This window comes from Oceanisphaera sediminis (assembly GCF_039539745.1).
Lineage (GTDB): Bacteria > Pseudomonadota > Gammaproteobacteria > Enterobacterales > Aeromonadaceae > Oceanimonas > Oceanimonas sediminis.
This window is the reverse complement of record NZ_BAABDS010000046.1, coordinates 43788-63337: the sequence shown is the minus strand read 5'-3', so window position 1 is coordinate 63337 and position 19550 is coordinate 43788. Positions and strand designations below refer to the sequence as shown.

General features: G+C 57.7%; 18 protein-coding genes. 8 read left to right on the top strand and 10 right to left on the bottom strand.

Annotation, left to right across the window (positions count from 1 at the left end):
• Window positions 1-210: 210 nt before the first annotated feature.
• Window positions 211-639, bottom strand: a complete 429-nt coding sequence (locus tag ABD827_RS16260) for a YbjN domain-containing protein (protein WP_298718856.1) — start codon at window positions 637-639, stop codon at window positions 211-213.
• A gap of 278 nt (window positions 640-917) precedes the next feature.
• Here ABD827_RS16260 and ABD827_RS16255 point away from each other — a divergent pair, with 278 nt between their 5' ends.
• A complete protein-coding gene (locus tag ABD827_RS16255) occupies window positions 918-1778 on the top strand; it encodes a universal stress protein (RefSeq protein ID WP_298718799.1) in 861 nt (286 codons plus the stop codon).
• 399 nt (window positions 1779-2177) lie between these two features.
• Here the strand turns inward: ABD827_RS16255 and cysQ are convergent, their stop codons facing one another.
• Window positions 2178-2981 carry a 3'(2'),5'-bisphosphate nucleotidase CysQ gene (cysQ, locus tag ABD827_RS16250; RefSeq protein ID WP_344965722.1) on the bottom strand — a complete coding sequence of 268 codons (804 nt, stop codon included), beginning with the start codon at window positions 2979-2981 and terminating at the stop codon, window positions 2178-2180.
• Between the two features lie 317 nt (window positions 2982-3298).
• Here cysQ and ABD827_RS16245 point away from each other — a divergent pair, with 317 nt between their 5' ends.
• Window positions 3299-4891 (top strand): ABC-F family ATPase, encoded by a 1593-nt coding sequence (locus tag ABD827_RS16245; protein WP_298718805.1) that lies wholly within the window; start codon window positions 3299-3301, stop codon window positions 4889-4891.
• Window positions 4892-5014: 123 nt separating this feature from the next.
• On the opposite strand, the gene ABD827_RS16240 is transcribed toward ABD827_RS16245, so the two are convergent.
• From ABD827_RS16240 to ABD827_RS16230, 3 genes are all read right to left on the bottom strand, one after another.
• Window positions 5015-5869: a universal stress protein gene (locus tag ABD827_RS16240; protein WP_344965721.1), complete on the bottom strand. Its 855-nt coding sequence runs from the start codon at window positions 5867-5869 to the stop codon at window positions 5015-5017.
• Between the two features lie 221 nt (window positions 5870-6090).
• Window positions 6091-6945, bottom strand: coding sequence for a universal stress protein (locus ABD827_RS16235; RefSeq protein ID WP_344965720.1), 855 nt, complete (start codon window positions 6943-6945; stop codon window positions 6091-6093).
• Window positions 6946-6958: 13 nt separating this feature from the next.
• Window positions 6959-8443 carry a SulP family inorganic anion transporter gene (locus ABD827_RS16230; RefSeq protein WP_344965719.1) on the bottom strand — a complete coding sequence of 495 codons (1485 nt, stop codon included), beginning with the start codon at window positions 8441-8443 and terminating at the stop codon, window positions 6959-6961.
• 397 nt (window positions 8444-8840) lie between these two features.
• Here ABD827_RS16230 and ABD827_RS16225 point away from each other — a divergent pair, with 397 nt between their 5' ends.
• Complete coding sequence (locus ABD827_RS16225) at window positions 8841-9242, top strand: phosphate-starvation-inducible protein PsiE (protein WP_344965718.1); 402 nt, start codon at window positions 8841-8843, stop codon at window positions 9240-9242.
• An 85-nt stretch (window positions 9243-9327) separates the two neighbouring features.
• Here the strand turns inward: ABD827_RS16225 and ABD827_RS16220 are convergent, their stop codons facing one another.
• The gene (locus tag ABD827_RS16220) at window positions 9328-9792 is read right to left on the bottom strand and encodes a hypothetical protein (protein ID WP_344965717.1); all 465 of its coding nucleotides are present in this window, start codon (window positions 9790-9792) and stop codon (window positions 9328-9330) included.
• 308 nt (window positions 9793-10100) lie between these two features.
• Between ABD827_RS16220 and ABD827_RS16215 the strand changes: the two genes are divergently transcribed.
• The 4 genes from ABD827_RS16215 to ABD827_RS16200 all read left to right on the top strand — a co-directional run bounded on the left by ABD827_RS16215 (window position 10101) and on the right by ABD827_RS16200 (window position 13573).
• On the top strand, window positions 10101-10298 hold the full coding sequence (locus ABD827_RS16215; RefSeq protein WP_298718817.1) for a DUF4250 domain-containing protein: 198 nt from the start codon (window positions 10101-10103) through the stop codon (window positions 10296-10298).
• A gap of 69 nt (window positions 10299-10367) precedes the next feature.
• Window positions 10368-11021: a thiopurine S-methyltransferase gene (locus tag ABD827_RS16210; RefSeq protein WP_344965823.1), complete on the top strand. Its 654-nt coding sequence runs from the start codon at window positions 10368-10370 to the stop codon at window positions 11019-11021.
• Window positions 11022-11362: 341 nt separating this feature from the next.
• A complete protein-coding gene (locus ABD827_RS16205) occupies window positions 11363-12730 on the top strand; it encodes a YjiH family protein (protein ID WP_344965716.1) in 1368 nt (455 codons plus the stop codon).
• 306 nt (window positions 12731-13036) lie between these two features.
• A complete protein-coding gene (locus ABD827_RS16200) occupies window positions 13037-13573 on the top strand; it encodes a DUF924 family protein (protein WP_344965715.1) in 537 nt (178 codons plus the stop codon).
• Window positions 13574-13659: 86 nt separating this feature from the next.
• Here ABD827_RS16200 and ABD827_RS16195 read toward each other — a convergent pair whose 3' ends face one another.
• Window positions 13660-14292: a YccT family protein gene (locus ABD827_RS16195; RefSeq protein ID WP_344965714.1), complete on the bottom strand. Its 633-nt coding sequence runs from the start codon at window positions 14290-14292 to the stop codon at window positions 13660-13662.
• A 168-nt stretch (window positions 14293-14460) separates the two neighbouring features.
• Window positions 14461-16587, bottom strand: coding sequence for an ATP-dependent DNA helicase DinG (gene dinG / locus ABD827_RS16190; RefSeq protein WP_344965713.1), 2127 nt, complete (start codon window positions 16585-16587; stop codon window positions 14461-14463).
• A gap of 257 nt (window positions 16588-16844) precedes the next feature.
• On the opposite strand from dinG, the gene ABD827_RS16185 reads away from it, so the two are divergent.
• Window positions 16845-17855 (top strand): porin, encoded by a 1011-nt coding sequence (locus ABD827_RS16185; protein ID WP_344965712.1) that lies wholly within the window; start codon window positions 16845-16847, stop codon window positions 17853-17855.
• Window positions 17856-17982: 127 nt separating this feature from the next.
• On the opposite strand, the gene ABD827_RS16180 is transcribed toward ABD827_RS16185, so the two are convergent.
• Complete coding sequence (locus ABD827_RS16180; RefSeq protein WP_344965710.1) at window positions 17983-18354, bottom strand: transcriptional regulator, TraR/DksA family protein; 372 nt, start codon at window positions 18352-18354, stop codon at window positions 17983-17985.
• 84 nt (window positions 18355-18438) lie between these two features.
• Window positions 18439-19389, bottom strand: coding sequence for a tRNA-dihydrouridine synthase (locus tag ABD827_RS16175; protein WP_344965709.1), 951 nt, complete (start codon window positions 19387-19389; stop codon window positions 18439-18441).
• Window positions 19390-19550 lie beyond the last annotated feature (161 nt).

Here is a 19550-nt window from a genome sequence, read left to right as displayed (position 1 = left end):
CTGACGGAGCAGGCTCCGTGGCTCTTTACCTTTTCAGGCTTCGCCTTGGGCAGCCACTCGAACACATCATCAAATTTCAGCATTTTGTTACGGTCTTGCCTGACCGGCCCCGCTTGGGAACGGGGCGTAATCTAACGACTTGCCGGTGCTTGTTCAAGGCTTTTCCGTAAAAAAAGGTGCGACTGGCTTAACCCTGAACAAGTTGCGGGCTTAATGCACAGCAGAGGGGGTTTTCTGCGGTTCGTCGTCCTGCATCAGAAAACCGAGCTCGCCGATCTCCAGCAATAATTGCTGGGTCGCCATCATGGTTTGCTGCACTATCCACAGAAACTGACGCTGATCCATGCCGGCCTGGGTGTGCAGGTAGTCGGCCACGATCAGGCGGGGCAGGTTGTCGTCGACGATATCGACAAACACCTTGAGGCTGGGATAGTTCATGTTCAGCCGGCCCAGATCGGCCACCAGCGCCAGCAGGGCGGTGGGGCGCACCTCGATTTCGGTGGTAAGAATGGCGTCTTCATGTTCCACGAACAGTCGGCTTTCCAGTACCCCGTCCTGCCCCTGCAGCTCGGAAAGGTGGATGCCGTGACAGTTTTCACAGATATAGTGGTCGATGTAACCGGCGGTGAGCCAGCGCATGGCGATTTCTGCTGTTAACACTGAGATTCCTGAAAAAGTGGGGCTTGAAGGGGCGCTAGTGTAAACCAAAGGCCGAAGGAGGAAAATCAAAAGCCGGTGCCGGCGGGCGCGACCGGTAATAAAGCCTGCTTTGATTTGATTTTGTTCCCAAAAGCGGGAATGCTCATTATATGTTCATCGAGGAGTCACTTTGCTCCCCTGTTTTCCGTTACAAGTTACTGTCACAGGTTGCTATCTGTCTGTTACCGCTACCAGTTGCTACTAGAAGGAAAGTCGAGATGAAAATACTGCTTGCTGCTATCGATCTGGAACAGGAGTCCATGCTGGTGGTGAAAAGGGCGGTCGAGCTGGCGGTTCGGCTCAAGGCCAGCCTGCATCTGGTACATGTGGTGGATGATGCGCTCACCCTTTATGAGCCGATGGTGGAAATTTCGGTGCGCCACCGTCTGAAAAAGGCGGCAGAAATGGCGCTGCAAGGTTTCTTTGATCTGGTCCCCGATGAGGTCAAGGCGCACGGAGGCTGTCATGTGGTGCTGGGCAAGCCTTATCAGGCGCTGGGTAAAAAGGCCGAGGAGTTGACGGCCGATCTGCTGATTGTGGGGCGGCATCATGTCGAGCCGCTACGGGATCTTTTTGTGGGCACTACCGCCGAGCGATTGTTGCGCCACTGCGATATTCCCTTGCTGATGGTCAGAGAAGACTCTAGCGAGGCTTATGCACGGGTGCTGGCGGCCACCGATTTTTCTCGTAGCTCGCACCATGCGTTACAGGCGGCCTTGTGGTTGGCCCCGCAGGCCGACATTCGGCTGGTACATGTATTCGAACCGCCTTTTACCGGTTTCATGCACCATGACCAGCAGGACATGGATAATATGATCAGGGAGCAGAAGAAGCGCATCCGCAAGGAAATCAAAACCGAGATGACGCATTTTCTGGCCGAAGACGATCAGAGTCGAATTCGGTCCGATATCATGGCCGGCGGCGTACAGACGTGTCTGAACGATGCGGTGGCGCTGCATGATCCACAATTGCTGGTGCTGGGTACACACGGACGACAGGGCATCAGCCGGCTGCTGATTGGCAGCGTGGCCACCAGCTTTTTGAGCACGCTGCCCTGTGATGTGCTGGTGGCGAGATAAGTCAGGAGTGGCTTACAGCTTTGCAGTCATGCATAGGGCCGTTGCATAAAGAGGCAACAGGGTTGCCTCTTCCGACACGCTGCGAGCACATCCCTGTGGCGCTCAGCAAATGCCATCCCTGGCATTTGACGGTCGGCTGAGGCAATCCCTGCAGCCTCATCTATGGCCCGGAGTTGTCTGCCGGAGGTGCTATCAGACGACGGCGCTGCCTTGATGAGGGCAAAGGGTGTCTGCTCAGCCGGCCATCCGCGCCAGGGATGGCGCGGCTGAGCCCCCAGGGAGGGGTTTACGGCGTGTCCGCGGAGCAGTGCCCTTTGTCCGATTTTTCTGCTGCCGTTCACGACCACACAATCTTAGTGACCCAGCTACAGGCAGTGAGGTGTTTAACCCCTCTCTTCTTTAAAACAACGCCGGCCAGTCCTGCTCGCTGTTGCCCAGTACCAGAAAATAGGGGTTCAGCAACTGTTGCGGGTTGCCGTAATCGAGCGGCTGGCCATCGAGCCGGATCACCCGGCCGCCGGCCTGCTCCGCCACACAGTGTGCGGCGGCGGTGTCCCACAGCGAGGTGGGGCCCAGCCTGGGGTATACATCGGCGGCGCCTTCGGCGACCAGGCACAACTTGAGCGAGCTGCCCATGGCCACGAGTTCATGCTCGCCCAGTTGCTCGAGCAACCGCGGCATGGCCTCACCGGCGTGAGAGCGGCTGCCCACCACCCGCCAGGGCGTACCGGCTTGATGCTGGGCGACACCAATCGGCCTTTTATACCCCTCGGCGTCGGTCTTGCTGGCGCCAACACCCCGGGCGGCGGTATAGCACAGTGACAGTGCCGGGGCGTAGACCACGCCCAATACCGGCTTGCCCTGTTCGATCAGCGCGATATTGACGGTAAATTCGCCGTTGCGCTTGATGAACTCCTTGGTACCGTCGAGCGGGTCGACCAGCCAGTAACGGCCCTGTGCATCCGCACCGCCGAATTGTTCGGTGTCTTCTTCCGACAGCACCGGCAGGCTAAGCTCCAGCTGTTTCAGACGCGCGTCAATCAGTCGATGGGCGGCGGCGTCGGCCTCGGTCAGCGGCGACTGATCGGCTTTTTGCTCGATGGAAAAATCCCGGCCATAAATGTCCATGATGGCGGCACCGGCATCCCGGGCGATGGTTTCCACCTCGTTAATCAGGGCGGTAGTAAGGTAATCTGAGTGCACCGTGCTCTCCATAGGGTGACCTTGAAATGAGCCGATATGATATAAAAAAACGCGGCTTATTCCTATTTATGCAGTCAGACCCGGCTCATCAAGCGGTCAACCCATTCGATGAGCATCTCGATCCCGACCAAAGAACTCGCTTCCTTTATTCTCCTCAATGCTTCGGTATCGCCGGATACCGCAGAAAAACTAGCCATCTGGCACCCTCACAGGCATAAATATTGCGCATTCTTTGAACTTTAGTCCGACTGTCGGTATCCTTGGCGACCTTCGGCGATAGCGCCTTTCCTTCGTTTCGTTAACTGTGAGTCTGCTTCTTGATTTCGACCAATAACATCACCATGCAATTCGGCGCCAAGCCGCTGTTTGAAAATATCTCCGTCAAGTTCGGCGACGGCAACCGTTATGGCCTTATCGGTGCCAACGGCTGCGGCAAGTCTACCTTCATGAAAATCATGGGGGGAGATCTGGAACCCAGTGCCGGCAATGTCAGCCTGGACGCCAACGAGCGCCTGGGCAAGCTGCGTCAGGATCAGTTCGCCTACGAAGATGTGCGCGTGCTGGACGTGGTGATGATGGGTCATACCGAGCTGTGGGCCGCCATTCAGGAGCGTGACGCCATTTACGCCAACCTGGAAGCCAGCGACGACGATTACATGCGCGCCGCCGAGCTGGAAGGCAAGGTCGCGGAATACGACGGCTACACAGCCGAGTCTCGTGCCGGCGAACTGTTGCTGGGCGTGGGCATTGCGGTCGAGCAGCATTTTGGTCCCATGAGCGAAGTGGCGCCGGGCTGGAAACTGCGGGTGCTGCTGGCCCAGGCGCTGTTTGCCGATCCGGAAGTGTTGCTGCTCGACGAACCGACCAACAACCTGGACATCGACACCATCCGCTGGCTGGAAGGGGCGCTCAACGAGCGTAACAGCACCATGGTTATCATCTCGCACGATCGTCATTTCCTGAACAGCGTCTGTACCCATATGGCGGATCTGGACTACGGCGAGCTGCGGGTTTATCCGGGTAACTATGACGACTACATGCTGGCCTCTACCCAGGCCCGCGAGCGGCTGATGTCCGACAACGCCAAGAAAAAGGCCCAGATTGCCGATCTGCAGTCGTTCGTGGCCCGCTTCAGCGCCAACGCCTCCAAGGCCCGTCAGGCGACCTCTCGCGCCAAGCAGATGGACAAGATCAAGCTGGAAGAGGTCAAGGTTTCCAGCCGCCAGAACCCCTTCCTGCGTTTCGAGCAGGACAAGAAGCTCTATCGCAACGTGCTGGAAATGGAGCAGATGTCTCAGGGCTATGGTGACGAGCCCTTGTTCAAGAACCTGAACATGCTGGTGGAAGTGGGTGAGCGCATCGCCATTCTCGGTGCCAACGGCATCGGTAAATCGACCCTGGTCAAGACCCTGGTCGGTGAGCTGGCGCCCACCAGCGGCCATTACAAGTGGTCGGAAAATGCCACTATCGGTTATTACGCTCAGGATCATGCCGAAGATTTCGACATGGACATCACCGTCTTCGACTGGATGAGCCAGTGGCAGCAGATTGGTGACGACGAGCAGACCATTCGTGGCATTCTCGGTCGTTTGCTGTTCAGCCAGGACGACATCAAGAAAAAGGTGGGTGTGCTGTCCGGTGGCGAGCAGGGTCGTATGCTGTTCGGCAAGCTGATGCTGCAAAAGCCCAATATCCTGGTGATGGATGAACCGACCAACCACCTGGACATGGAATCCATCGAGTCATTGAACATGGCGCTGGAACTGTATCAGGGCACCCTGATCTTCGTGTCTCACGACCGGGAATTCGTGTCATCGCTGGCGACCCGCATCATAGAGCTGAGCGACAGCGGTATGCGTAACTTCAGCGGTAACTACGAAGAATACCTGCGTGAAAAGGGCGTGGCGTAAGCCGACGCCTTAATCGGGCGGGGACGCGTTCCCGCCTGGTTGAATTCAGGTAGAAAAAAAGCCACCGGGGCCATGCCCCGGTGGCTTTTTTAGTGTCGAATATTGAATGCCGAAGAGCAGCGTTTAGCGCAGGATCAGCAGGGGCTGCGGGGATTCCATCAGCATCAGATCGGTGATGCTGCCCAGCAGCCACTGACGCATACGGGAATGGCCGTAGGCACCCATCACCATCAGATCGATATTCTGCTTCTGCTGATAGGCCAGCAGGTTCTTTTTGACTTCCCCCTGCAGCAGTGCCGAGGTTGCCTTCAGACCGGCGGTTTCCAGCTGCAGCCGTGCCACTTCCAGCAACTCCAGGTTATGCGGGTTGGGGCCGGCCACCATCACGATATGACACTCCAGATCACGGAACAGCGGCGAGCCGGCCAGCATGTCCAGACCCTTGCGGGTGGTGTCGCTGCCATCAAACGCCAGCATGACTTTAGCGGGCTTTTTGAATTCGCCGGTGGTCAGCAGCAGGGGCTTGTCGGTGGTACGGATCACCTGCTCCACGTGGCTGCCGAGGCGGCTGGGAGTGTCGTCGGCATTGGTGCCCTGACGGCCCAGTACCAGCATCTGGCTGTAGTCTTCGTACTGATCCAGCACCTGTGCCAGCCGGCCCTCGCGCTGTATGGTGCGAGGCTTGGGAAAACCGGCCTGGGTGACGTGGGCGCTGGCATGTTCCAGCACCTGGCGGCTTTGCTCTTTGGCCAGTTCGATTCGCTTTTTGTCCAGGGCGGCCAGTTCGGCGGTAATATCGTCCTGCGCATGCAGGCTGGCGGCGGCGCTCAGGTTGAGCAGCATGGTCGGCTCGGGTTTATGCAATACATGCAATAGCACCAGGTGAGCGCCAAGCTGACAGCTGGCCCAGGCGGCATAATCGCAAACGGTTGCAGTGTGCTCGGAGCCGTCGATACAGGCTAATACATTCGTGTTCATGACCTTGATCCTGATGGTAATGGGTTGACGCTAAATGGAAAAGAATCGAGGGGGCTCCGATTCGCAGTCACTCTATCATACTTTAATGTTGTTGTGTCTTGATGCAGCACAAGGTGGGTGCGGGCCGGGGAGGCCGTTTACCCCCCTTCATCATCACGCTTTAATGACCAAAATGGCAGTGCAGGACCGGGCGGCCCTGCACTGTGCATGAAAAGTACGGGTTAGCGCAGGATCAGCAGCGGCACCCGGGCGGTGCTGATCATGGCGGTAGTGGTGCTGCCCACCAGCAGTTGACGAATGCGGGAATGGCCGTAGGCACCCATCACCATCATGTCGATGCCATGTTCCTGCTGATAGGCCGGCAGTACCTTGTCGACGTCGCCGGCGGCAATATGGGTGTGAGCATCGATGCCGGACTGGTTTAGCACATCAAAGGCCCATTTGAGCTGCTCCCGGTGATCGTCGGTGTCGGCACCCACCAGTACGATGTGCAGTTCAAGCCCCCTGAACAGCGGGCTCTGGGCCAGCATCTCCACGCCCTTGCGGGTGGTGGCACTGCCATCGAATGCCAGCATCACCTTTTTCGGTGCCTTGAAGTCGCCCTGGGTGACCAGTATGGGGCGGTGCAGGGCGCGGATCACCTGCTCGACATGGCTGCCAAGGTGGGCATAAGGGGAGCTGGAGGTTTCTCCGTGGCGGCCCAGCACCAGCAGCCGGGTATCGGCTTCGAATTCCAGCAGGGTTTCGATCAGCTCGCCGTGGCGCTGCAGCGTGGCCGGCGCGGCCACGCCGGCCAGAGTCGCGCGGGTGCGGGCCGCGTCCAGCATCAGTGAACCCTGCTCGGTGGCCAGCTTGCTGCGCTGGGCATCCAGCTCGGCCAGCTCGGCCAGCAGGTGTTCCTGACTACCCAGGCCGATGCTGCCGCTGAGGTCGCTTTTTACCTCGGCGACGTGCTTGTCTTGCACATGAATAAAGGTCAGCGGAGCCTCGAGACGCAGACTGGCCCAGCTGGCGCAATCGCATACCGCACTGGCGTGGCTGGAACCGTCGATACAGGCCATTACATTGGTTGTCATAGTCATTCCTCTCTTAGTGGCCCATCAGCTTTTCGACAGCCTTGGGGTCCTTATGCTCGGCAAAGCGATCCACCAGGGTGGCGCTGGCCTCGTTCAGACCGATCACGTCCACTTCGGTACCGTCCCGACGGAAAGTCAGTATTACCTTGTCCAGGGCGCTGATGGCGGTAATGTCCCAGAAATGGGCCCGGCTCAGATCGATGCGTACCCGCTCGACCACTTCCTTGAAGTCGAAGGCGGCGACAAACTGCTCGGCGGAGGTGAAGAATACCTGACCCACCACCTTGTATACACGAGCGCCGTCGTCGGCCTTATCGGAGCCAATATACAGAATTTGACCCACCTTGTTGGCAAAGAACAGGGCGCTGAGCAGCACGCCTATCAGTACCCCATAAGCCAGGTTATGGCTGTATACCACGGTGGCAACGGTGGCGACCATCACCACACTGGAGCTGACCGGGTGTGCTTTCAGATCGGTAATGGAACTCCAGCTGAAGGTACCGATAGACACCATGATCATCACCGCCACCAGGGCCGCCATCGGAATCTGCGATACCCAGGGGCCGAGGAACACCACCATGATCAGCAATACCACGCCCGCCACCAGGGTAGAGAGCCGGCCGCGACCGCCGGATTTAACGTTGATCACCGACTGGCCAATCATGGCACAACCGGCCATGCCGCCCAGGGCGCCGGTGGCAAGGTTGGCCAGGCCCTGGCCCTTGCATTCCCGGTTTTTGTCACTCTTGGTGTCGGTCAGATCGTCCACTATGGTGGCGGTCATCATCGACTCGAGCAGACCGACGATGGCCAGCGACAGGGAGTAGGGGAAGATAATGGCGAGAGTTTCAAAGTTGAGCGGAACCTCGGGCCACAGGAAAACCGGCAGGCTGTCGGGCAGCTCGCCCATGTCACCCACGGTGCGGATATCGATACCGAAGGCAATGGCGACCAGAGTCAGGCTGACGATGCACACCAGCGGCGAAGGCAGCAGCTTGCCCACCACCGGGACCAGCGGCAACAGGTAGATAATGCCCAGGCCGGCGGCGGTCATGGCATAGACATGCCAGGTGACGTTGGTCAGTTCGGGCAGCTGGGCCATGAAGATAAGAATGGCCAGGGCGTTGACGAAGCCGGTCACCACCGAGCGGGACACAAAGCGCATCAGCTCGCCCAGGCGTAAATAGCCGGCGAGGATCTGCAGTACACCACACAACAGCGTGGCGGCCAGCAGGTATTGCAGGCCGTGCTCCTTGACCAGGGTGACCATCAGCAGCGCCATGGCGCCGGTAGCGGCAGAAATCATGCCCGGACGGCCACCGGCGAAGGCGATAACCACCGCCATGCTGAAGGAAGCATAAAGACCGATTTTAGGATCGACGCCGGCGATAATGGAAAAGGCGATGGCTTCCGGGATCAGCGCCAGGGCGACCACCAGGCCGGCGAGCACGTCTCCCCTTATGTTGAAGAACCAGGTTTGCTTGATGTTCGGTAGCATTATTAATTGTTCCAGGGTTGTGGGTGAGTGTCGCACCGGCGTGGCATCGAGGCGGGCGCAGCGGTACGGATTCAACAGAGATATGAACAAGGCAAAATGCTCGCACAGTGGCGAGGCAAGACGCGGGTAAACGCAATGATGCAGGATATGGGCTAGGGCGGCGTGTTCGCTTTATTCAAAAAGTTCATACAAGTTTAATTTCTTATAAGTTATATGAGTGAGAGCGCGGTTATTATAGGGGGCTGCACCGGTGGTAACAAGACCGGATCCGGTGGCCATGGGTCACGCGGTCGTCCCTTTTTCGAGCGGATCTGCGTGTAGACCGGAGAGCAGGCAGCGTCAGGATAGCGGATCTACGAGCAAGGTATCCTGTTTACATCATTTATAAGGGGAGTCTATGAGTAATAACCGCATGCTGGGTAGTAAGGTACTGGATGTGTTACAGCATATTGGTCTCATCATAGTGGCGGCGTCCACCGTGGTGGCGGTGGGCATCGAAATCGGCCATATGTGGCGGGCCGGAACCGTGACACTGGCCGACTTGCTGCTGATGTTCATCTATCTGGAAGTGCTGGCGATGGTGGCCATATACCTGCGATCCGGCAAGTTGCCCATTCGCATACCGCTGTATATTGCCATCGTGGCCCTGGCCCGCTACATGATTCTGGATATGAAGGGCATGGACAGTTTACGTTTGATCACGGTAGCCGGTGCCGCTCTGGTACTGGCGGTGGCCATACTGGTGATCCGCTACGGCCACGTCAAATATCCTTACGACAAGGATGAAGGCGGGCACTGAGAATGCACCGAATATCCCTGGCACTCATTGCCTCTTGATATCGCCTCTTCTTCATGCCGCCACGGATGGCGGCTTACCCTCGGTATCAGCGAATCGAACCACAGTATCCTCTCGTCAATCCACGGCCCGCTGTTTCTCCGGTCGCGAGTCTCCTGTATCGGGTGATGCCGGTTTTGCCGGGCGAAGCGTCCATCATGGCCGGGCTGGCGGCACATCGTGGCTGAACCAGCGTCGGGGGTCTGTCGGTCGGCGTGATAATGAACATGCTTTGCCCTCGATGACCCGGTAAAGGCAACGCCGCGCCGCCTGGCTGCCAGCACACCAGGGCGGCAATGCCGGTACAGGCCCTGGCCTGTTGCAGCAGTGATTCGGATGCCCTTTTTACTTCTATGACCCGTGCCGGATTGACGCCGGCGTCAATCAGTATTCGGCGTGACAGCGGTGCCGGGCCATTGGCGATCAGTATCCAGCCCCGGTTTTGCCGACTGATGACGGCCAGGCTGGCCAGTAACCGTGCCTGTTGTACCCGACTCCAGTGTGTAATACGCATGATGTTATTGTCGGTTTCATTCGGCGTAAGCGGACCCTGAGGCGCAGATGAAACAGTCTGCTTACGAGATAGCTGTTCACGGAATAACTGTTCACGGGTTAACTGTTCACGGGTTAACAAGAGGGTGGCCATACAGGTTCCTTGTTGCTCGGTTACTGTTTTTATATACAGTAATGGTCGATGGCGTATCGGTCAACAAGATACTGTTCAAATATACAGTAAGTTTTAACGAGGCAGTATTTTTCGACCCGACTATAGTATTCGTTGATCTCGCTATCTCGAGCGAAAATACCAGACAGGAGAACAAGATGGACAAGACGTTGCTGGAGCGAATGGATAATCACATGGTGCTGAGCATTCTGAACGAGAAGCTGCGGTTGGAGTGCGACAGCCTCACCGCCTTGCTGTCCCGTTACGAGCTGGACAGCGGCCGAATAATGGCGCGCATGGCGCAAATAGGTTACCGCTACGATCCGGGCAGCAATCAGTTCAAACCCGGGGCTTGATGGACAGGCTATCGAGCTGCGATAGTGCCGGTTTTATTAAGGTCAACAGACCTAACCATGGGAGTCGAGATGGAAGCGGAGTTCTGGCATCAGCGTTGGCAGTCGTCGCGCATCGGGTTTCATCGCCAGCAGGTTAACCCTCAGTTAAGCCGATTCTGGCCCCAATTACCGCTCTTGCAGCAGACCGAGGTACTGGTGCCGCTGTGTGGTAAAAGCCGGGACATGCACTGGCTGGTGGAGCAGGGGCATACGGTGGCGGGGTTCGAGCTGTCGCCACTGGCGGTGCAGGATTTTTTCACCGAGGCCGGGCTGGCACCCGAACTGGAGCAATCTGGTCATTATCGATGCTGGCACGCCGGTCGAATATGGTTGTATGAAGGCGACTTCTTTCAGGCCGACAGCCTGGCGCGTCGTTTTGATGCCGCCTATGACAGGGCGGCGCTGATTGCCCTGCCCGAGCCGATGCGGGTCGCCTACGCGGACTTGCTGGCACGTTTGCTCAATCCGGGTGCGACCCTGCTGCTGATCACCGTGGATTATGCGCCCATTCAGCAACAATCGCCGCCCTTTGCGGTATCGGAGGCGGACGTTCGGCGGCTGTTTGAACCCCATTTCACCGTTGAGCGGCTGGGCCGGATAGAAGAAGGACCAAGCAACCCCGGGGTAGCGTCCGGCGAGCGGCAATTTTTTGATGAATTGTGTTTTGTATTGCATCGAAAGTGAATATGTCATGTGTTCTCGAGGCTGCTGCGGCAGCCTTTTTTGTTTTTGTGCGCTGGGTCGGTTTCCATGCTCTCCAAAAGCCCCTATACTCCCGCCTGTTTTTAACAATGTGGAACAAAAATCTAACATAACCTTGTTTGTTGGGGGTATGTTTTGATTTTTGCTTTTGATTAAATATATTTGGCTGTAAAATAAGTATTCAGCAAGACCATCCTTCATTGATAGATTATTCATTTGTGGGCTGGTTTTATTCCTTTGTGTCGTGCTGAGCTGCATAAAAAAGCAGTTTTTACTTTTTTTTTAGCCGAGTTGGGTATGGACCCGATAAGGAAGGAGTCACCATGGAAAAGACCTTGAAGGGGCAGGCCGCGGTCGGTAAACGCAATCTGCTGATGTTTTTATTGCCCTCGCTGCTGGGTATTCTGCTGTTCATGACCCCGGTCAGCTATAACGGCGATCTGACCATCATGATAGCGGTGCTGGCCAAGAGCCTGCAGGCATTGCTGGCCGGATCGCTGACCAGCATAGTGACCGCGATTGTCAGCCTGTCGGCACTGGTGTCCGTGTTTGCCACCCTGTTCAAACCGACCTTTATCACCCGTAGTTCTTTTTTGAATACCCTGTTCAATGTGAGCCCGGTGTGGTTGATCAGCCGACTGCTGGGTGCGGTATTCGTGGTGATGGTGTATACCCAGACCGGCCCCGAGATACTGTACAGCGGCGACACCGGCGGCCTGGTGCTGAACGATTTGATGCCGGTGCTGTTCGCGGTGTTCATTTTTGCCGGCCTGCTGTTGCCCTTGCTGCTGGACTTTGGCCTGCTGGAATTTGTTGGTACCCTGCTGACCGGCATCATGCGTCCGGTGTTTCGTTTGCCCGGCCGCTCGGCGGTAGACTGTATGGCCTCCTGGCTGGGCGATGGCAGCGTGGGTATTCTGCTGACCAGCAAACAGTACGAAGGCCATCATTACACCCAGCGTGAAGCGGCGGTGATCGGCACCACCTTCTCGGCGGTGTCCATCACCTTCAGTCTGGTGGTGCTGGCTCAGGTGAAGCTGGAGCACATGTTTATTCCTTTCTATATCGCGGTGTGTGTGGCCGGCATAGTGGCGGCCATCGTGGTGCCACGTCTGCCGCCCCTGTGCTGGAAGAAAGATACCTTCATCAACGGCGAAGCGCGTCCGGCCGATGGCGAAGTGACCCCGGCCGGTTACTCCCGCCTGAGTCATGGCTATCATCTGGCACTGGCTCGTGCCGGCAAGGTAGAAAGCCTGGGCCAGGTGGCGCGTACCGGTATTCACAATGCCCTGGATATGCTGCTGGGGGTACTGCCGGTGGTCATGGCCTTCGGTACCCTGGCGCTGGTGATTGCCGAAACCACGCCGCTGTTCAGCTGGCTGGGCATGCCTTTTGTGCCGCTGCTGGAACTGCTGCAGATTCCGGAAGCCGCCGCCGCCTCCGAGACCATGGTGGTCGGGTTTGCCGACATGTTCATTCCCGCCATTCTGGCGACGTCCATCGAGAGCGATCTGACCCGCTTTGTGATTGCCGCCCTGTCGGTGACCCAGCTTATCTATATGTCGGAAGTCGGCGCCCTGCTGCTGGGCAGCAAGATCCCGGTGAACGTGCTGGAGCTGTTCGTCATCTTCCTGCTGCGTACCCTGGTGACCCTGCCGGTGATCGCCCTGATTGCCCACCTGGTGTTCTGATTACTGCGCGTTTTAGCTGTACCGGGCCCCGCACATGCGGGGCCTTGTTGTATTTGAACGGCGCCGCTCTGCTCCCTCCCCTTGACCTCGATATCCTCAGAATAATGGCGGGGTGCAACGCAAGGGGAGGGCTGGGGAGGGGTTACTGCAGTGACACCCCCTCCCAACCTCCCCCTGGCGGCTTTTCCTTGAAGAGAAGCCGCCGCTGTGCCTGTATCTCCGCTGCCAAGGGAGAGGAGCAAGTTCGGCGCCGGGTTTATGCTCTGCTAATGTTGTGATCTACCGATGCAACGTCAAGGAGCAGCCATGTATCAATCGGTTCTGACATTCTGGTTTGAAGCCCTGACGCCGGCCCGGTGGTGGCAAAAGAGCAAGGCGCTGGATGACGACATTCGCCGCCGTTTTGGTGACCTGCACCGGCGGGCCTGTCTGGGGGAGCTGTTCGAGTGGCGTACCCGGGCCGAGGGGCGGCTGGCGGAGATCATCGTGCTCGATCAGTTTTCCCGCAATATTTATCGTAACCGGCCTGCGGCCTTTGCCGCCGACGGCATGGCCTTGGCACTGGCCCAGGAGGCGATAAGCGCGGGAGCGGAGCGGGGGTTAACAAGGCAGCAGCGGGTGTTTCTGTATATGCCGATGATGCACAGCGAGTCGCTCAAGGTGCACGATGTGGCTCTGGCGCTTTTCGAGAAGAACGAGGTGGCCGATAACCTGGCCTTCGAGATACGCCACCGGGAGATTATCGCCCGCTTTGGACGCTATCCTCATCGCAACGCCATACTGGGGCGCGAGTCCACGGCAGAAGAAATCGCCTTTCTGCAGCAGCCGGGCTCCTCCTTCTGAATAAGAAAAAAAAGGGGTCGGAGTCATTTTTCGAAAAATGACTCCGACCCCTTTTATGGACCCCTTTTATGCTTTTATTGCCCTTTTTACTGCTGCTGTATGGTCCAGATCTGGAAGGCGCGCTGTGTGTCTTTGTCGGCGGCGTTCCACCAGTGCTTGAGCATGTCCAGGGCATCGGCATCGACTACCGCATCGCCAAACTTGGCCTCGGCGGCGGCCACGGCGGCATCGGTGCGGCCGTTAAAGGCCATGCCTTGCTCTGCCAGATATTCCTGAATGCCGCCGGCGGTATCCAGACCGGCCGGCATCGGGATCAGGGTCAGTTCGGCCGGCACGGCTTTACCGCTTTTCTTGTCTACAATGCTGAGCTCGGTCGCTTGCTCGCGTAAAAACTGGCGCGCCAATTGATAGTTGATGGGCGCTTTATAGTCGAGGGTGAACTCGGCATCCGCAGGCACATCAAGGGTAATGATCACCGGGTCGCCATTGAGCACGCGCAGCTCGGAGCGATTGGAAAAGTCGTTGGTATAGGAAATCGCAAGCTGTTGCTTGCCTTCAGCCAGATCCACCTTGTGCACGGATTTGGTGATGCTGTTGGCGGTTTTATTGCCATTGACCAGATGGATCTGGTAGGGCTGCTGGGCTTCAAAGGTGGCGGCGCCGGCGCCAAAAGACAGGCCGGCAAGGGCGAGGGCGGCGAGGGTAAAGCGTGTTTTCATCTGGGGCTCCTGAGCCATGTATGTTCCCATCCCTGATGTACAGTTTTTATACACGTTTCCTGCACGGAATGAGCTGCCAAGTAATTGAATCTACATTAGGTTAACTCCAGGATTGTGACAATTTACGCTGGGCAGCGCAATAACCGATAACGGCAAGCCAAGGCGACCTTAACCCAGCTCCCGGGTGAAGGGGGGCAGGGCGTCGAGCAGGGCGGGGCCATAACGCCGGCTGAGCAGTCGTTTGTCCAGCAGCACGATGCGACCAGTGTCGGTTTCGGTACGCAGCAGGCGGCCGCAGGCCTGAATCAGCTTGCGCGAGGCCTCGGGCATGGCCAGTTGCATGAAGGGGTTACCGCCGCACAGAGAAATCCATTCGGCCATGGCCTCTTCTACCGGCGAGGTGGGCACGGCGAAGGGCAGCTTAGTGATGATGAGATTGGTCAGATAGTGGCCGGGCAGATCCAGCCCCTCGGCAAAGCTGCCGGTGCCAAACAGCACGCTGGGTTGTTTGCCGTCGCATTTCATCTTGTGCAGTTGCAGCAGCGCCTGTCGACTGGCCTCGCCCTGTACCAGCAGCGAATGGCCCTTGGCCCGCAGCGCCTCGGCGGCCTGGTTCATCTGCCGGTAAGATGAAAACAGCACCAGGCTGGCGCCTTGCTCCATCAGCCACAGCGGAATTTGCTCCACCAGCAGGTCGTCAAAGTCCGGGTCGGTTGGCTCGCAACCCAGCGGCGGTATGATCAGCCGGGCACTCTGGTAATCGAAAGGCGAATTCAGCCGCAGATAATGGCTGCCGTCGTCAGCCCGGAGCCCCACGGCGCGGCGAAAATAGCCAAAGTCGTTGAGGGCGGTGAGGGTGGCCGACACCATGACCACCGCCGCCGCCCGCGACCAGCACCATTGCTCCAGCAAATGGCCCACCGCCAGGGGCGTGGCACACAGCCACAATTCCTGTTTGTCTTGCTTGCTTTGCTGAGCAAGCTCTAGCCAGCGGGCCGGGGGCGTTTGTTTGGGGCCGGTGGCGCGTAGCAACAGCTCGGCGCCATCGCGTAACTGCTCGCCATGCAACTGCTGCTGGCTCAGGGTTGCCAGTGCCGCCTCTATGGTGGCGGCCTGGCTTGGTTTGAGTTTTAGCTGCTCGCTCAGCTGGCTGTGCAGGGGGCCCAGGGCACGACAAAATCCCTGCGCATCTTCTTTCAATACGCCCAGTAATTCATCGAGGCCAGCGGGCAAGTCGCCGGGGCTGAAGCGCAGGCAACCCTGGCTGTCCGGCTCAAGATCCCGCCGTTGCAGGGCAGCAAATAGCTGGCGATACACGCCGTTCAGCGCTGGGATCAGCTGGCCCAGGCTTTGTTGCAGGCGGCCCAGTGCCGACTGGCCTTCTGCCCCCAGCAGTTCGTTCAGGCCGCCCTGCCATTTGTTGAACTGCTCAAGCTGGCGTCGGCTCTGGCGCAGGGCCAGCCGGGCCGAACCCTGCTCGCGGGCCACCGGGGCGATATGATGGGCTTCGTCCAGTATGTAGAGGCACTGCTCGGGCTCGGGCAGAACTATGCCGCCGCCCATGCTCAAATCGGCCAGCAGCAGGGCATGGTTCACCACAATCACATCGGCCTGCTCCAGCTCGGCCCGGGCCAGATGAAAGGGGCAACGCTGGTGGCCAAGGGCCGGCTGGCAGCTGTGTCGCTCTGCCTGCAGTTGCTGCCACAGCGCATTATCGATGGGCTGTGGCCAGCTATCCCGATCGCCTTGCCAGTTGCCCGCCATAAAGGCGTGCCACAGCTCGGCCAGCTGCTGTTGCTGGTTTGGGCTCAGTGCCTGAGCCGGTTCAAACATGCCGATTTGGGCCTCGCCCTGCGCCAGTGCCTCCAGCCGGCGGGTACAGCAATAGCGGGCCCGCCCCTTGGCCAGCACGAAGCGAAAGGCCGGTTGGCAGTGAGGCAGAAACAGCGGCAGATCCTTGTCCACCAGCTGCTCCTGCAACGCCAGGGTGGCGGTAGAGATCACCAGCTTCTTCTGATTCATGCGCGCCCAGGGAATGCCAGCCTGCAGGTAGGCCAGCGATTTACCGATGCCGGTGCCGGCTTCGGCCACCAGAATGCGCCGGGCGCGGTCGTAGCGGCCGAGCAGTACCTTGCCGATTTCCGCCACCAGGTAATTTTGCTCTCGGCGGGGAATAAAACCGGGCAGGGCCTGGCTTAAACGGCGATAGTTTTCGCGCACCAGAGTTTGGTAATCACCGGCTGATTTGGATGGTGGCGTCGCGAGCGGTTGAATTTGTGATTTGGGCTGGGGCATAGGCGGGAGCTGGATGAATTGACGCCGCAATTATAACCGGCCACGTTTTTTATGCCAGTGACAAGCAGTTAAGCGGGGAAAGGCGCCGTGGGTCACAGTTGCACCACAGACGAGTGCAACTGTCACAAAAAGTTCCCGCAGTTTTGTTGCAAGCCCAAAAAACCGGTGATAGTCTGCCTTCCATAGTAACGTGATGCGTTGCTAACACAGGGAATTACAAGGACTTAGTGTTTAACTACAGTAGGCATATAAAAATCATGAAAAAGACAATTCTTGCACTGACTATTCCTGCGCTGTTCGCAACCTCTGCTAGCGCCGTGACCGTATACTCCGACGAAGGCGCCCAGGTTGATATCTACGGCCGCATTCAGTACGAAGCCGGTGAAATGCACCATGTCGGTAACAAAGCCCAAAACTTCGGTGGTGAAGGTGAGGCCCGTCTCGGTGTCAACATGAAATACATGCTGAACAACGACGTGGACCTGATCGGTAAGCTGGAATGGCAGGTAACTGCTGAAAGTTCTGACGCTACTGGTTCAGATGATATCAGCGCTCGTTACGCGTGGGCCGGTTTCCGTTTCATGGATACCACCGAGCTGACCTTCGGTCGCAGTCAGGATCCGCTGGCTCAGTCTATTTACCTGGGTGATATCTTCAATTTGTTCGGCGCCAAGACTGCTTATAGCTCTGGTGATTTTGAAGTGTCTGACAAGACTGATGACCAGGTTCGTTTGTCTTACGCTAATAACGGCTTGGATCTGCGTTCTGCTTATGCCTTCTCTGATGCCGAGAAGAAAACGCCAGGTGCTTTGATTAACAATGGCTTAGAAGACCAGTATACCTTATCCGCCGGATATACCTTTCCAGTAGGTGTTGGCCTGGTTGCTTCTTATCAGAAGCAGGAATTCGGTAATACAGAAGACCTGGATGTGTGGTTTGCTGGTGCCAACTACAGCATCGATGGTTTCTACTTGGCCGGTCTGTACACCGAAAAAACCAAAGATTATGTCGCTGGTGAACTGGATGCAAAAGGCTATGAATTCACCGCTACTTATAACGTAGATGCGTGGACCCTGTTGGCTCAGTACGCTAAAGAAGAGCAAGAGCGTGCTGGTAACCTGTCTGACATTGACTCTGTCGATGCCGTGACTCTGGGTGTTCAGTATGACCTGACTAGCAAGGCCAAACTGTACGCCGAATACGAAATCAATGATGACGATGCTGACAATGACGACCTGTACGGCATGGGTATTCAGTACAACTTCTAAGGTTAGCTTAAGCTAAACAATGAAGTTCAAAAAGCCGGCGCAAGCCGGCTTTTTTAATGCTTTAAAGTCGTGAAACGATTTGCTGCCTCACGCCTCACGCCTCACGCCTCACGCCTCACGCCTTTCGTTATAACTGCCAGCTTACGGGCTGGGCTTTACCGTATTTCTGCTCGCACGGGTCGCAACGTTGTCGACAGGGGTCTTGCAATAGCTGCTCGGCCGTCAGCTCGGCTTCGCAGTCGCTGCACAGGCCATAGAGACCGATTTGCCACTGGCACAGGGCGGCATCCACCTGCTTGAGGGCATTTAGCTGTGGTTGCAGTTGGGGCCAAGCCGCAAGCGGCGGATAGTCGGCCCATTCATCGGCCGGCATTGCCTGCAGCGTGGCGGCAAGTGCAGCATCCAGCTGCTGCAGTGTCTGTAAAAAGTGGTGGCGACGTTCTTCAGCGACTGCCAGCAGCCGTTGTTCCAGCTCACATTCGGTAATATTGCTGCTCATGATGACATCCAGTCGAGGGAGTATGGTGGCCAGTATAGAGCGGTGCCTTTGTTAACATCATGATGCAAATCAAAGGCAAAACGGTTAGCAGCTTATCGTCGGAAGCGTTACTTCCTCCAGCTTAAGGCGAATGTCATCGGTGTGCTTAAGGGTACGAATATCGCGGAATAGATCCTGGGCCTGGGGATAATACAACTTGAGGTAGCTCAACCATTGCTTGATGCGATTGGGGTAATAGACCGCCTTGTTGCCCTCGACCTCCAGCGACGAGTAGTTCAGCAATAATGCGATAACCTTCTCCCAGCTCATGGGCGCGGTGCCGTTCTTGATGGTGGCGGCCAGATTGGGCAGCGCCAGGGCGCCCCGGCCCAGCATGATGTCGTTGCAGCCGCTTTGTTGCTGCGCCAGTTTCGCCTGTTCGGCGTTCCAGATCTCGCCGTTGACCACGACCGGTATCGACAGCGCCTGCTTTATTTCTGCCACCAACGGCCAGTAGGCGGGGGGGCGATAGCCGTCTTGCTTGCTGCGGGCGTGTACCGCCAGCTCGCTGATGCCGCCCTCGGCCAGCGCCTGGCTGTTTTCCAGATAAGAGTCTCGCTCCGCCAGCCCCAGGCGAATTTTGGCGGTAACCGGCAGCTGGGCTGGCACCGCGGCGCGCACCGCCCTGGCGATGTGATACAGCTGTTCACTGTCGCCGAGCAGGGCGGCGCCCCCTCTGTGCTTGTTCACGGTCTTGGCCGGGCAGCCGAAGTTGAGATCGATGCCCTCGGCCCCCAGGCGACAGGCCTGATCGGCGTTTTCCGCCAGCCAGTCCGGCTCCTGACCCAGCAGCTGAATGCGCACCGGGGTGCCGGACGGGGTACGACAGCCGTGATGCAGCTCGGGGCACAGCCGGTAGAACACCCGGGGCGGCAGGCGCATGTCGACCACCCGCACAAATTCGGTCACACACAGGTCGAAGGGATTGATGCGGGTCAGCAGATCCCGCATCAGGTGGTCGAGCACCCCTTCCATCGGGGCCAGTATCAGGCGCATAGTCACTCTTGGTTAGCAAAAAAAGGTTGGTAAAAAGGTCGGAAAGCGGGGGATTGTAGCCTGCCGGGCTCGGGGAGCAAAGCTCGGCCTCAATTCCTGCTTTTCCGATCTCGGACAAAGGGTCAGCTCCGGCGAAGTACCAGAGGCAACACAGCTGCCTC

Bases quoted from the DNA above. Each gene is read 5' to 3' on its own strand.
- ABD827_RS16260 (WP_298718856.1), bottom strand. From the start codon at position 639: ATGCGCTGGCTCACCGCCGGTTACATCGACCACTATATCTGTGAAAAC.
- ABD827_RS16255 (WP_298718799.1), top strand. From the start codon at position 918: ATGAAAATACTGCTTGCTGCTATCGATCTGGAACAGGAGTCCATGCTG.
- ABD827_RS16240 (WP_344965721.1), bottom strand. From the start codon at position 5,869: ATGAACACGAATGTATTAGCCTGTATCGACGGCTCCGAGCACACTGCA.
- ABD827_RS16235 (WP_344965720.1), bottom strand. From the start codon at position 6,945: ATGACAACCAATGTAATGGCCTGTATCGACGGTTCCAGCCACGCCAGT.
- ABD827_RS16230 (WP_344965719.1), bottom strand. From the start codon at position 8,443: ATGCTACCGAACATCAAGCAAACCTGGTTCTTCAACATAAGGGGAGAC.
- ABD827_RS16225 (WP_344965718.1), top strand. From the start codon at position 8,841: ATGAGTAATAACCGCATGCTGGGTAGTAAGGTACTGGATGTGTTACAG.
- ABD827_RS16220 (WP_344965717.1), bottom strand. From the start codon at position 9,792: ATGCGTATTACACACTGGAGTCGGGTACAACAGGCACGGTTACTGGCC.
- ABD827_RS16215 (WP_298718817.1), top strand. From the start codon at position 10,101: ATGGACAAGACGTTGCTGGAGCGAATGGATAATCACATGGTGCTGAGC.
- ABD827_RS16210 (WP_344965823.1), top strand. From the start codon at position 10,368: ATGGAAGCGGAGTTCTGGCATCAGCGTTGGCAGTCGTCGCGCATCGGG.
- ABD827_RS16205 (WP_344965716.1), top strand. From the start codon at position 11,363: ATGGAAAAGACCTTGAAGGGGCAGGCCGCGGTCGGTAAACGCAATCTG.
- ABD827_RS16200 (WP_344965715.1), top strand. From the start codon at position 13,037: ATGTATCAATCGGTTCTGACATTCTGGTTTGAAGCCCTGACGCCGGCC.
- ABD827_RS16195 (WP_344965714.1), bottom strand. From the start codon at position 14,292: ATGAAAACACGCTTTACCCTCGCCGCCCTCGCCCTTGCCGGCCTGTCT.
- dinG (WP_344965713.1), bottom strand. From the start codon at position 16,587: ATGCCCCAGCCCAAATCACAAATTCAACCGCTCGCGACGCCACCATCC.
- ABD827_RS16185 (WP_344965712.1), top strand. From the start codon at position 16,845: ATGAAAAAGACAATTCTTGCACTGACTATTCCTGCGCTGTTCGCAACC.
- ABD827_RS16180 (WP_344965710.1), bottom strand. From the start codon at position 18,354: ATGAGCAGCAATATTACCGAATGTGAGCTGGAACAACGGCTGCTGGCA.
- ABD827_RS16175 (WP_344965709.1), bottom strand. From the start codon at position 19,389: ATGCGCCTGATACTGGCCCCGATGGAAGGGGTGCTCGACCACCTGATG.